The sequence below is a fragment of the Bartonella sp. AP88HLJMH genome, from assembly GCF_042195605.1.
Taxonomy (GTDB): Bacteria; Pseudomonadota; Alphaproteobacteria; order Rhizobiales; family Rhizobiaceae; genus Bartonella.
Window position 1 is genome coordinate 1 of the sequence record NZ_JBHIOR010000003.1, and the last position, 12,228, is coordinate 12,228.

The window sequence follows — 12,228 nt, forward strand, 5'->3', positions numbered from 1 at the left end:
CTGCATAACCAATTGCTAAGCACAAAAGTATCACGGCAGCAGCAATGGGGATAATCGTTTTTAAGTCTGTTTGGAGTGCAGTTAAAGCTTTGTTTGCAGGCTCTAAAACTACTGCTTGGGCTAACACAGGATTAGCGATAAAAAATACAGCTGAAACTGCAAAGTTTTTAATAGTTTTATTATGAATTATTCTTTGAAGGATATTTAATTGTTTCATATTTTTATCTCAATTTATATCACATTGGTATGAGTAATCTCTTTTCTTCAATATGTTTTTTATTGAATACAATGAAAATACTGAAATCTAAATTTTCTTTCATGAAAATTTATGCAGTTTTAAATAATAAACCGGCAAGTTCAGCTGCTGAACCAGCGATAACGACACCAATTGCCCACCGTACGAATGTATCTTTTTCGATGTAGCGCCCTGCATAACCAATTGCTAAGCACAAAAGTATCACGGCAGCAGCAATGGGGATAATCGTTTTTAAGTCTGTTTGGAGTCCCTCTAAAGCAGTTTTTGCATTTGTTAATTTTGCTTGAGCATACGCAGAATTGCTCATAAAAAATACAGTTAAAGCTGCAGAGGCTTTAGTAGCTTTATTCCAAATTATTGTTTGAAGAATTTTTGATTGTTTCATATTGTTCAACCTTATCAAATTGTATTTGGCGCAAGTAGTTTTTCCATGAAATAGGGATAATTTCATTGAATTAATGTGGAATAAAAGTATTAAAGTCTAAAATTCTTTTTTCATGAAAGAAATACTTCGTGTTTAATAGGATTTATCAGGTGTTTTTAAATAACAAATTAGCAAGCTCAGCTGCTGAACCAGCGATAACGACACCAATTGCCCACCGTACAAATGTATCTTTTCCGATATAGCGCCCTGCATAACCAATTGCTAAGCACAAAAGTATAACGGCAGCAGCAATGGGGATAATATCTTTCAAGTCTTTTTGGAGCGCTTTTAAAGCGTTGTCTGCAGGAGTTAAAACTACTGCTTGGGCTAACACAGGATTGGCCATAAAAAATACAGTTAAAGCTGCAGAGGCTTTAGTAGTTTTATTCCAAATTATTGTTTGAAGAGTTTTTAATTGTTTCATATTGCTTATTCCAATTTAGATTACAGTTAGTATAAATAAACTCTTTTTTCGATATAGTTTTTATTGTGCTAAATAAAAATACAGAAATCTAAGTTTCTTATTTCATGAAAGAAACATTTTATGTTTAAATAGATTTATCCGTTGGATTTAAATAATAAATTGGCAAGTTCAGCTGCTGAACCAGCGATAACAACACCGATTGCCCACCGTACAAATGTGTCTTTTCCGATGTAGCGCCCTGCATAACCAATTGCTAAGCACAAAAGTATCACGGCAGCAGCAATGGGGATAATCGTTTTTAAATCTGTTTGGAGTCCCTCTAAAGCTTTTTTTGCAGGAGCTAAACCCGCTGTTTGGGCGGATACAGGATTGGTCATAAAAAATACAGTTAAAGCTGCAGAAAACGCAGCAATTTTATTACGAGCTGTTGTGTGAAGAATATTTAATTGTTTCATGTTCTTTATCCTGATTAAGATTAAAACTCCCACAAATGACCCCTCTTTCATGAAGAAACTTAAAGAGATATTTTGGATCAGCCCAAGTTCTTAGTTTTCCTCTTTGTGTAAGTAATGTATATTTATTTGGCTTTCCGGTAATTGGATCATCAGAAATAAATGTGAAATACCATTCTCTTTCTGAAAGCATCACGACTGTAATCTCACGTGCTGCTTTTTGACTAAATGCTATATCAACGCTGTTTTGTTCTATCATTTTCATTATCTTTGCCCTCAATTAGAAGAGATTTTGTTCAATCTTACTAATTAGAGCTTTAACATTTTCTTATCTACCTTTCATTATAATATCCTATCAAAATTCTAGGTTTTCGTGAAAATATCAGTCATCACTCAGTGATCTTCTCGATGAAGAAAAATCTTCAGCTGAAAAAGCATCTCTGGCGCTACTTTCTTTATGTGTAAATGCATCTTCTTCTCCTTTTGAAGAGAGAGAAAGAGAATCTACTTTAGTTGTCTGTTCTGGTTCTTCTTTTTTAAGCTTTACAGGCTCCTGCAAGTCTTCATTTCCTCGTACAGCAGCTTTTACTCCAATATATGAAGTAACTTTTTGCATACGGGTGTGGCTTGAGTTTTCTGTATTGTAAAAATTCAGCACAGACTGCAAAGTCGCTTTTTCAAAGACGCACTTTGATGTTGTTTGTTCATAGCAGTAAGTTAAAGCGCTTTGTGCAGCTGTAAGATTTCTGCAAAAATCAAATGCATCAAAAAGAGAAAACAATTTCACATTTCCAACACCAATTTGCCCTAAAATTATGTTAAAATTATGTTCACTCTGTTCAGCTGTTGCGATTGTTTCCTTAAGCTGAGATGATTGATAGAAGAAGTTATCTTTATCATCTGTTACATAGACATTGTCCCGCGCTTCTTGTTTGGCGATAACTGAAAATGCTATGGGGGGCGTATTGGATATGTATGCAGCAGCAAAAAATGTGAAATCTGGAACAATCATTAGCAATACACCTTATTACGAAGAATTTTATTAATACAAATGCTAATTCTGTGTTGTGCTTTTTCTCGTTGTCTTTTGATTTTATAAATTTGCAGAATGAGATTGTTTAGCTTAGAATATTCCTTGTGATTATTGCTTTGTTTTCTTCTAAGAATATTTCTAATATATGCGAATATCCAACCAACAAGATAAAAGTGTGGAATAAAATAGAGCACATTGCGCCAACCAATATTATTCGAATCACGAAGAAAGGCGCTGCTTTTAAAAAATAATAATCTTTGATACTGTATTGAAGCTGCTTGTTTTATATAATCCTCTAGTTGCAAAAATCTTTTCAAAAAAAATTTATACGAAGTAAAAAGCCGTTGTGTGTAAGGGGAGGTTTTACTGTTATAATGAACTACACTATCATTATACAGAGAGGGCTTGTTCTTTGTTGCGTATTGCCATAATTTATAGAGTGACGATTTATATTTACTTTTGACTACTGATTCATGAGAGTCAGAGAGGTGTGATGGTGTTTGAGCACTGCATTTAGTAGTTCCAGCAATTGAACTGAAAAAAGATGCAGTGGTGGTAATTGATATACCAATAAACAGCTCTTTGTGGTCCAAAGCACATCTCCGTCAAAGTGATATATGTATCGTAATTTTAATTTCGATAATAAATAGACAGAAATTGTCTATAATTGTGTTTAAAATATGGCAAGAAAAGATTCTTTTTTGCATGGGGAGTAATTAAGGTGAATGATCTCAAAAATATGAATTTTGATGAACTACAAGAGATGCGTACACAAATCGATGTGGAATTAAAAAAACGGCAAGCAAAGGAAAAGCAAAATGCGCGACGAAAAATTCTTGAAATTGCTAATGCCCATGGAATTGATATCGCTGATCTTGTGAGTAAAGAGCGCCATTATAGAAATCCCAATAACCAATGGGAATTATGGAATGGGCGTGGACGTAGACCTAAGTGGATTAAAGAGTGGTTGGAGAATGGGTATACACTTGATGAACTCGAAGTAACGTAACACGTGTGCGATCTTTACAAGATAAGGGAATACCAAGGAATGTAAATGCAAGAAGTATGCTCTTTTGGGTAATTTAATTGTATAAATATACTGAACGAATATATTAAAGTATTGAGTTACCAAATACAATGATAGGGAGCGTGAACAATTTATTTAAATGCAAAAGGTCTTGTTGTCATAATCTGGCAAGCATAATGATGATGCCAGATTGGAATATTGTAATTGCTTTTGGCATGTGAGAGAGGGGGGATATTTTACTTCTTTTTATCGTTTCATTAACGTTGCTCTTTTTAGTCTATGTAAATAAATAGTTTTATTGTTTATTTACAAAAATGGTCGAAATGAGAATAATTTATTGCATAGGGATTTTAACTCAATATGTAAAATGATAATTTTATCAATTAATATGTTAATAAATTAGCATACTTATATTTTTGAAATACTTTTCTGTAGAACAAGCCTGATGTTATAGATTTTGTTTGGTCTTTTTTCTGTAAGATTATATATGAGGCATTTACTTTATTTATCGTTCGTTTAGTTGAGATGAGTGAGTGTGTAGAAAAATGGAAAATTTCTATGGCTGTTATGGGTTTTATAGAATTTATGACATATTTATGAGCGTTTGTGATTAAAATTCATTTATGAGCGTTTATGAATAATGAATAAAGAGTGTATTTGAAAATAAAAGGATTGGATCATTTCTATTGCGGTTTATCTTCTTTTATGGTGTGAAATAGGGGGGTATGCAGGTTTACAATTGTGTGTGATGGTATAGAGTACGGAATACTTTGTTATATATTGGAATATTTTTTCTAAAGTCGTGTGGTATTCCACAATAAGTTAAAGAGTTTGTCTGAGAAGCAGAATGCCCCAAACGGAATACATTTATGTTTCCAATTTACGCGCTTTTTTAAAAGAAAATTTTTCAATGCAACTAAGCTTATTTTATGGCGCTTCTCATGAATAGTATAACGTAAAAGCCCCTATGATCATATAAAATTCATTGTACACCACCATTTTTACTTCAATAAAAAGTATAAGCCGGCGTCCTTATACACTTTACTCGCCTCCAATATTGCTAAAGTCCTTAGTTCTTGAGAGAGGGAGGCTTTTGTCGCTTTGTTTAATTGTTTTATTTATACGACACTTTCGCTTGTGATGTGCAAGCGAATGATTTTGATTGCTTCAACATGAGAGAGATTTGAAATAAGGGTATTTTATGATCTTTAGATTTCTCACTCAATATGAGAACAATGAACTTATTATTATAAATAAAAGTGTTGTGTGCTAAAAAGTCTTGTTTATTTTATTATGCCGTGAAATGGCTTCTTTTAAGGTGTGGTGATATAAAGCAACAACCTCTCTGAGATATTAAACGTTTTTTCAGTGTATGGTGAATATTCTTAGAATGTAGCTTGCTTGTCGAGTTTAATGTTAAGTGAAATATGGGAGGAGGAAGTCAAGAAAAAATTACTCGACAGGAATCCGGTTTGTAAACAGATTGGATGAGATAGGAATTTTTTGTTCTTTGAAGGAGGAAGGCAAAGGTTGTAAAAAAAGTGAAATAGTATGAATTTTTGCTTAAAGTGGGAAGCCGCGTAGAAGACGTGGGGCATTTGGAGAGAGTCCGGCAGCTTCTTGAATGAAGTATTTTTTTATTTTTGGTGCTTGATTAATGATTCCAAGGCCGGTATCGCGGAGCATCCGTAAAAGAAGGCTATCATTAGAAAAGAGTTTATTAAGCCAATCATTGCTTAAAGCCATACGGACAATTTCAAAACGTCTCCAGCTTTGATAGCGCTCTAAAGCCGTGAGGGAGCCAATGTCAAGACCTAGTCGTGCTGTTTCAATAATCACTTCAGCCAGCGCAGCGCTATCGCGTAATCCTAAATTGAGTCCTTGTCCTGCAATGGGGTGGATGGTATGGGCGGCATCGCCAACGAGAGCAAAACGTGGTTTAACGCATTGACGTGTTAAAGAAAGACTCAAAGGAAAAGCTTGACGTTCGCCATCCCAAGAGAGTTTGCCTAATCGATGGCCAATGCGTCTTTCGAGTTCTGTTTCAAAAATAAGTGTATCAGCTTTGAGATAATATTGCGCAGTTTTATGATCTTCATTCCACACAATGGCGGATCGGTTGCCTTTGAGAGGGAGAAGAGCAAAAGGACCGGCAGGTAAAAAATGTTGAATTGCTTGACCATTATGGGGTTTTTCATGTTCAACTGTGCAGATGATTGCTGTTTGTTTATAGGGATGAGAAAAATTTTTCAGACCAGCTTTTTGGCGTAATTTCGAATGGGCTCCGTCAGCTGCAATAAGCAATTTTGTTTGCCAAACCTCTTCATTATTTAAAGTGACGGTTGTATGTTGATCTTCTTGATGAAAATCAATGACACGGGTGTTTGTAATAACAGGGATATTGAGACCTTTGACACGTTTTTTTAAAGTGTTGATGAGTTCTCTATGCTCTACCATAGCAGCAAAGGGCTCGCCGGGATTAATGTCGCCTTCAAAGGTTAAAAGAGTGGGTTTGACAGGATCATTTGTGCTTGTATCTGTGATGATCATTGAATGAATGGGTTGCGCATAGAGTTTTATAGATTCCCAACATTGTAATTGTTTTAACATACGAATAGAAGCAGCAGCAAGGGCAATGGTTCGTATGTTAGAAGCAGCGGGATCTCCTTGTGGAGCAGCATCAACGATTTTTATTTTCAGATTAGGGGCTGTTTGCTTGAGTGCTATCGCTAGGGTTAAACCGACAGCTGCCCCCCCTGCAATGAGCAGATCACATTGTTTAGTTTTATGAGATTTAATTTTTTTATTGGGTTGTACATTTTTATTGCGATTAGAACACACAATACTTCTTCCATTGTTTATAGTTTGCTTTCTTTTAAAAAGAATATCTTTTTACATTGCTAAAATATCTTAACCTTTACTTTTCTCTCTGCTTTACAAAAACGAGGTTTCTTTTTAGCGCCAATCTGATGACAGATTGGTTTTTCAGAGTTTTTCTGCTTAATCATTTATGTGATTCATCTTACAGATTTATCGGATAAGCTTTTTTAAATATCTTCTTCAATTCTTTTTACACTTGGTTGATAAAAAAGAAAACTAAAAATAAACAAAGATGGTTGTGTATTTTTTTAGTTGTGTGAGTTGCTTCAGTATGCTTGTCCTGAAAGGGGCCATTTCGTTAGTATGATAGATAAAAATTGTGGTCATTCGTGATGGTTAAAACAGTATTCATATTTTGCCGTTATCATGGTGTAGCGTAAAAAATATTATTTGTTTAGGAAGGTGCCTATAGCACCCATGTAACACTTTACACATGAGGTGTTTTTTGGTTGATCGTTTGATAAATATTCAGGGAGAGCTTTTTGTGCGCCTTATGAAGGATTGTCTCTTAGGGTGGTGGTATATGAATGATATGAAGTGGTTAGAAGGTAGAACGCGCTAGATAAGAAGTCGGATTGTTTACAGGCTATTTGTTTACAAATCGGCACAGAGTTTAAGCTTCATGCTTTTTTTAGAGAGAGAGGGAGTTATAACTCTTTAAAATATGAAAGTTTTGTATTTGGAATTGATAGATGCACCGAAGTTCTTCTCCTTATGATTCATTAGAAGTGCGAAATTCTCAAGGTTCGCGTCTTATTGAGATGTTTTTACGTCAGATAGGAGTATTTATTGGGCTCGGGCTTTTGGGCTTTATTATTTTTTGTGTGTTTGCTTTGGCGACGTGGAATGTTGCGGATCCATCTTTAACCCATGCAAGTACAAATGAGGTTACAAACCTTATGGGGTGGATGGGGGCAATTTTTTCAGATTTTATTATGCAGTTTTTTGGCTTGGCAAGTCTTTCTGTTTTGTTGCCACCGTTATTTTGGTCTTTTCTCTTGTTGGCGCAAAAGAATATCTACAATTTGACTTTGCGCTTTTTTTTATGGGTGCTATCAACGATTTGTTTTTTAATTGCTTTTGCCCTTATGTCACCTGTTGCTTCTTTTACTTATTGGCCATTGCCAATGGGATTGGGAGGGGTTTTAGGAGATAAAGTTTTAAGTGTTGCTTCTTCAGTCTTTCCTCTTTTTCTTTCTCCTCCTTACACGGTGTTTTTCAGTGTTGTTTTTATTCTTTTAGGTTTTTTCACCGCTGCTTTTGCTGGTAATGTGATATGGCGGCGTCGAACAAAGAAAAGAAAAGAAAAAAGCATTCCAAAAGACGAAATCGTTAATCCAGTCTTTGAGTTGGAAGAAGATACGGAATATGCCGCAGAGGAGGATCGTGAAAATCATGGTTTTTTTGCGACAACTTGTGGCGCTCTTTTGCATCTTTTTTATTTTTTACAAGCGCGTTTTTTTCGTTTATTCTGTTTCAAAAGGCGTTTTCAGAGTAAAGGGCAAGGAAAGCCATTTGATCGGATTGAGCCAACTTTTTTAGGTGAAAAAGTAAAGTGTGAGGAAAATCAAAATAAAGCCTATGTTTCTCCTGTTAAAAATCGAAAGTCTTTAACAGCTTCTTCAAAGGGTGGTTTTGTTCTTCCTCTTGTAGATTATCTTTCGGTTCCACCACCGTCTGTTAAGGATGCAAAACTTTCTCCTGCTGTTTTAAGAGCAAATTCTCAGGAGCTTGAAGGGGTTTTGTTAGATTTTGGGGTCAAAGGAAAAATTATAGATGCTTGTCCTGGACCGGTGGTAACTTTGTATGAATTTGAACCGGCTGCAGGCATTAAGTCTTCCCGTATCATTGGTTTGGCAGATGATATTGCACGCTCGATGCGTGCGATTTCGGCGCGTGTTGCGGTGGTTCCAGGACGTAATGTTATTGGAATAGAATTGCCCAATGCAAAGCGTGAGATGGTTTATTTACGAGAAATGTTGCAGGCGCAAGAATTTATTGACAGCAAAGCCAAGCTAGGACTTGCTTTGGGTAAGACAATCGGGGGGGAAGCTGTTGTTGCAGATTTAGCAAAAATGCCCCATCTTTTGGTTGCTGGTACAACAGGATCGGGAAAGTCTGTTGCTATCAATACAATGATTTTATCATTGCTTTATCGTATGACACCTGAACAATGTCGTCTCATTATGGTGGACCCGAAAATGCTTGAGCTTTCGGTTTATGATGGCATTCCCCATTTATTAACACCCGTGGTGACAGATCCTAAAAAAGCCGTGATTGCTTTAAAGTGGGCTGTTCGTGAAATGGAAGAACGCTATAGTAAAATGTCAAAACTAGGTGTTCGTAATATTGATGGGTTTAATGCACGTCTTAGGGAAGCTGCAAGTCAGGGAGAGACAATGGTGCGGACAATTCAAGTTGGATTTGATCGCGAGACTGGTGAGCCTCTTTATGAAACGGAAACACTTGATTTTAGTCCTATGCCCTATATTGTTGTCATTATTGATGAAATGGCTGATTTGATGATGGTTGCTGGTAAAGATATTGAAGGAGCGGTTCAACGTTTAGCACAAATGGCACGTGCTGCCGGTATCCATGTAATTATGGCGACACAGCGTCCTTCTGTCGATGTTATTACTGGGACGATCAAAGCCAATTTTCCTACACGTATTTCTTTTTCTGTGAGTTCAAAAATTGATAGCCGAACAATTTTAGGCGAACAGGGGGCCGAGCAATTATTGGGACAAGGAGATATGCTCTTTATGATGGGAGGAGGACGTATTCAGCGTGTGCATGGGCCTTTTGTTGCGGATGATGAAGTGGAGCAGGTTGTTGCGCATCTCAAAGCGCAAGCACGACCGGATTATTTAGAAACAATTACGCAAGAAGTTGAAGAGGATGGTGCTGATGTTTCTTTGTCTTCTCCTTCAGAAGATGATCCCTATAGTCAAGCTGTTGCTATTGTGCTTCGTGATCGTAAGGCTTCGACCTCTTATATTCAACGCCGTTTAGGCATTGGTTATAACCGCGCTGCGACATTGATTGAGAGGATGGAAGAAGAAGGTATTATTAGTCCAGCAAATCACGCAGGGAAACGAGAAATTTTAGTGCCTGCTGAAGAAGAGCGCTTTTGAAAAATCTTTATAGTTGTTTTTTATAATACCTTGTAAAACAAGTGTTTATCCTATTGTATCGTAGAAATTCTGCATTTTCATATACCAGCTCTCAATTTGCGATAGCTCCTTGGTACTTGAGACTCCTTATAAGGGGATTCTTTATCTTATATAACTTTTATCCATACACCAACCTTGCTTGTAACGTGCAAGCAAATGATTTGAATTGATTCAATATGAGAGAGTATGTGATGAGAGAATCTTATTGTCTTTGGCGTTATGATTTAAGTTAAAAAGATAAATTATTATAAATCAATATCTTGGTATAAAATAATGTCATTGCGAGTGTAGAGGGGGGTAAAAGCATGTAAGGTTTGGTATTTAAGTGTCTTTTTAAGTGCGCTCTAAATATTTAGGGCAAGGCTGATCTGTCGAGTCTTAATATAAATGAATTATATGGGGTGGGAAGCTAAGTGAAATTTGCTAAACTCCAAACTGTTTACAGAGTGGTTCGGATGAAGATTTTTATTCTTTTGGGTGGGAAGGAAGTCAAAAAAGCATTTTTGATACTTAAAAGAGCTTTCATGTTCGCGAGTAATATGTTTAGTCCTTAATCCATTATGTATTGACTATAATTTATGTTGCTTCATAGATTAGGGGTGGGAAAGAATATATTATGCGTTTAGAAAATCAGCAGATAAGCAGGAAAATTTGATGATTTCGGAAACATAAACGCAGACTGGTTATTTGGAAACGATACCGAAAGAGATCGCAAGAAATAGAGGGATGTTTCTTTAGCAGATGATTCCTATTGTCAAGCTGTTGCTATTATGCTTCGTGATCGTAAGGCTTCAACTTCTTATATTCAATGTCGTTTAGGCATTGGTTATAACTGTGCCGCCACATTGATCGAAAGGATAGAAGAAGAAGGCATCATTAGTCCAGCTAATGATATGGGTAAGCGAAAAATTTTGGAGACTGTCGAAGAAGAATACTTTTAAAAATCTTTTGATATTTTTTTCAAACAATATCTTTATCTTATAAAGAAGGGTATTTATTCGTCGTTGATCACTTAAGTTATGAATTATAAAGTCAATTAAGTATTGCTTGGGAGCATTTTTTATGAAAACGTCTTTTTTACCGCAAAGAAGAATCTTTGGGTTGGTGGGAATTATTATCTTTTGGTGTTTAACTTTTCCTGTTTTTTCGCAAGCATCTAATAAAGTGATAAAGGCGCAAAATGTTGTGAATCACTTTGCGGCAATCAAAACAATGACAGGTGATTTTATTCAGTTTAGTCCAAAGGGAAAAATGTCTCAGGGGACATTTTATTTAGAGCGCCCAGGGAAAATTCGTTTCATTTACAAAAAAATGCCTTTACAGATTATTTCAGATGGCCAATTTGTGGGTATTAACAATCGGGCTTTGAATACTTGGAACTTTTCACAACTTTCGCAAACGCCAATGAAGTTTTTGTTGGATGATAAAATTGATGTATCTTCTGGGCGCTTGTTCGCATTTCGCGAAGATCCAGGGGCTGTAACGATTGTTCTGCGTGATAAAACGATTGGGGCAGGGCAAATAAGGATGGTTTTTGATTCTAAAGGCTCTGCTTTGCGACAGTGGACAATTGTTGACCAACAAAATTTGGAAACTACTGTGCAGATTATGAATGTGCGGACAGACGTCCGGTTCGCTAATGGGATGTTCACGCTTCCTTCGAAGAAATGAAGAAAGAGTGTTACGTCATTGGGATTAAAACAAATGTTCTTTCGTATTGCGACTTGGAATATTAATTCTATTCGTTTGCGTCTTGCACAGGTTTTTCAGTATTTGGAACTCTTTTCCGCAGATGTTTTGTGTCTACAGGAAACAAAATGTCCAGATGCTTTATTTCCAGTGGAGGCTTTTGAAGCAGCGGGTTATAAGCATATCGCATTGAGTGGACAAAAATCTTATAACGGGGTGGCTATTGTTTCTCGTTTGCCTTTTAAAAAGGTAGAAAAGCGTTTTTTTTGCCAAAACCAAGATTGCCGTTATATCTCAGTTATTGTGGAAGCCCATGGGAGAAGCTTGCGGATTCATAATTTTTATGTTCCTGCTGGGGGAGATATCCCTGATGCTGATGTGAATGAAAAGTTTCGTCATAAGCTTGATTTTTTAGAAGAAATGTCCTCCATTCGTGCGGATCAAGGCGATGGTCTTTCTTCTCTTTTGGTGGGAGATTTAAATATTGCTCCTTTGGCAGAGGATGTTTGGTCTCATCAGCAATTGTTGAAGGTTGTAAGCCATACTCCCATTGAAACCGAGCGTTTACAGGATTTGTGTTGTCAAGGTGGATGGGTTGATCTGATGCGGTTGCATATTCCTGTTCCTACCAAGCTTTACACATGGTGGAGTTATCGTGCTCGCGATTGGGCATTTACCGATTATGGGCGGCGGCTTGACCATGTTTGGTCTTCTCAAGATTTAGCCCCTTTTGTTGTAGATCTTTCGATTTTTCGTGATGCGCGCGGATGGGAACGTCCTTCAGATCATATTCCTGTGCAAACTGTATTTGATTTTTCACGTCAAGTTTGAAATAAGAGGTAAATAAAGTATTAATATTAAATAATGATT

The 12,228-nt window shown here is 36.4% G+C and carries 12 protein-coding genes and 1 pseudogene; 5 read left to right on the forward strand and 8 right to left on the reverse strand.

The window, feature by feature from the left end; all coding sequences use genetic code 11:
• The 7 genes from ACFIMA_RS02065 to ACFIMA_RS02095 form a co-directional block, all read right to left on the reverse strand.
• Positions 1–217 (reverse strand): TrbC/VirB2 family protein (locus ACFIMA_RS02065; protein WP_375613154.1); only part of this gene is annotated, 217 nt, incomplete at its 3' end.
• A 109-nt stretch (positions 218–326) separates the two neighbouring features.
• Positions 327–641 (reverse strand): VirB2 family type IV secretion system major pilin TrwL, encoded by a 315-nt coding sequence (trwL, locus tag ACFIMA_RS02070; protein ID WP_375613155.1) that lies wholly within the window; start codon positions 639–641, stop codon positions 327–329.
• 145 nt (positions 642–786) lie between these two features.
• On the reverse strand, positions 787–1,104 hold the full coding sequence (gene trwL / locus ACFIMA_RS02075) for a VirB2 family type IV secretion system major pilin TrwL (RefSeq protein ID WP_375613156.1): 318 nt from the start codon (positions 1,102–1,104) through the stop codon (positions 787–789).
• A gap of 134 nt (positions 1,105–1,238) precedes the next feature.
• Positions 1,239–1,559: a VirB2 family type IV secretion system major pilin TrwL gene (gene trwL, locus ACFIMA_RS02080; protein ID WP_375693728.1), complete on the reverse strand. Its 321-nt coding sequence runs from the start codon at positions 1,557–1,559 to the stop codon at positions 1,239–1,241.
• Positions 1,522–1,821 carry a KorA family transcriptional regulator gene (gene korA, locus ACFIMA_RS02085; protein WP_015857010.1) on the reverse strand — a complete coding sequence of 100 codons (300 nt, stop codon included), beginning with the start codon at positions 1,819–1,821 and terminating at the stop codon, positions 1,522–1,524. The genes trwL (ACFIMA_RS02080) and korA overlap by 38 nt, the downstream gene beginning before the upstream one ends.
• A 117-nt stretch (positions 1,822–1,938) precedes the next feature.
• Positions 1,939–2,568, reverse strand: a complete 630-nt coding sequence (locus ACFIMA_RS02090; RefSeq protein WP_375613159.1) for a TrwN protein — start codon at positions 2,566–2,568, stop codon at positions 1,939–1,941.
• Positions 2,568–3,182 carry a hypothetical protein gene (locus ACFIMA_RS02095; RefSeq protein WP_375693050.1) on the reverse strand — a complete coding sequence of 205 codons (615 nt, stop codon included), beginning with the start codon at positions 3,180–3,182 and terminating at the stop codon, positions 2,568–2,570. The genes ACFIMA_RS02090 and ACFIMA_RS02095 overlap by 1 nt, the downstream gene beginning before the upstream one ends.
• A 128-nt stretch (positions 3,183–3,310) precedes the next feature.
• On the opposite strand from ACFIMA_RS02095, the gene ACFIMA_RS02100 reads away from it, so the two are divergent.
• Complete coding sequence (locus ACFIMA_RS02100; RefSeq protein WP_015857007.1) at positions 3,311–3,598, forward strand: H-NS family nucleoid-associated regulatory protein; 288 nt, start codon at positions 3,311–3,313, stop codon at positions 3,596–3,598.
• A 1,581-nt stretch (positions 3,599–5,179) separates the two neighbouring features.
• On the opposite strand, the gene ACFIMA_RS02105 is transcribed toward ACFIMA_RS02100, so the two are convergent.
• Positions 5,180–6,457, reverse strand: a complete 1,278-nt coding sequence (locus ACFIMA_RS02105; protein WP_375613161.1) for a ubiquinone biosynthesis hydroxylase — start codon at positions 6,455–6,457, stop codon at positions 5,180–5,182.
• 731 nt (positions 6,458–7,188) lie between these two features.
• Between ACFIMA_RS02105 and ACFIMA_RS02110 the strand changes: the two genes are divergently transcribed.
• The 4 genes and pseudogenes from ACFIMA_RS02110 to ACFIMA_RS02125 all read left to right on the forward strand — a co-directional run bounded on the left by ACFIMA_RS02110 (position 7,189) and on the right by ACFIMA_RS02125 (position 12,189).
• Positions 7,189–9,630, forward strand: a complete 2,442-nt coding sequence (locus ACFIMA_RS02110) for a DNA translocase FtsK 4TM domain-containing protein (protein ID WP_375649746.1) — start codon at positions 7,189–7,191, stop codon at positions 9,628–9,630.
• 723 nt (positions 9,631–10,353) lie between these two features.
• Positions 10,354–10,610 (forward strand): annotated as a pseudogene (locus ACFIMA_RS02115) (DNA translocase FtsK); the annotation flags it as partial.
• Positions 10,611–10,731: 121 nt separating this feature from the next.
• A complete protein-coding gene (locus ACFIMA_RS02120) occupies positions 10,732–11,340 on the forward strand; it encodes an outer membrane lipoprotein carrier protein LolA (RefSeq protein WP_375652470.1) in 609 nt (202 codons plus the stop codon).
• Between the two features lie 33 nt (positions 11,341–11,373).
• Positions 11,374–12,189 (forward strand): exodeoxyribonuclease III, encoded by an 816-nt coding sequence (locus ACFIMA_RS02125; protein ID WP_375611707.1) that lies wholly within the window; start codon positions 11,374–11,376, stop codon positions 12,187–12,189.
• The last annotated feature ends 39 nt before the right edge of the window (positions 12,190–12,228 follow it).

Coding starts and splice junctions, on each gene's coding strand:
- trwL (WP_375613155.1), bottom strand. CDS start 641: ATGAAACAATCAAAAATTCTTCAAACAATAATTTGGAATAAAGCTACT.
- trwL (WP_375613156.1), bottom strand. CDS start 1,104: ATGAAACAATTAAAAACTCTTCAAACAATAATTTGGAATAAAACTACT.
- trwL (WP_375693728.1), bottom strand. CDS start 1,559: ATGAAACAATTAAATATTCTTCACACAACAGCTCGTAATAAAATTGCT.
- korA (WP_015857010.1), bottom strand. CDS start 1,821: ATGAAAATGATAGAACAAAACAGCGTTGATATAGCATTTAGTCAAAAA.
- ACFIMA_RS02090 (WP_375613159.1), bottom strand. CDS start 2,568: ATGATTGTTCCAGATTTCACATTTTTTGCTGCTGCATACATATCCAAT.
- ACFIMA_RS02110 (WP_375649746.1), top strand. CDS start 7,189: ATGCACCGAAGTTCTTCTCCTTATGATTCATTAGAAGTGCGAAATTCT.
- ACFIMA_RS02120 (WP_375652470.1), top strand. CDS start 10,732: ATGAAAACGTCTTTTTTACCGCAAAGAAGAATCTTTGGGTTGGTGGGA.
- ACFIMA_RS02125 (WP_375611707.1), top strand. CDS start 11,374: ATGTTCTTTCGTATTGCGACTTGGAATATTAATTCTATTCGTTTGCGT.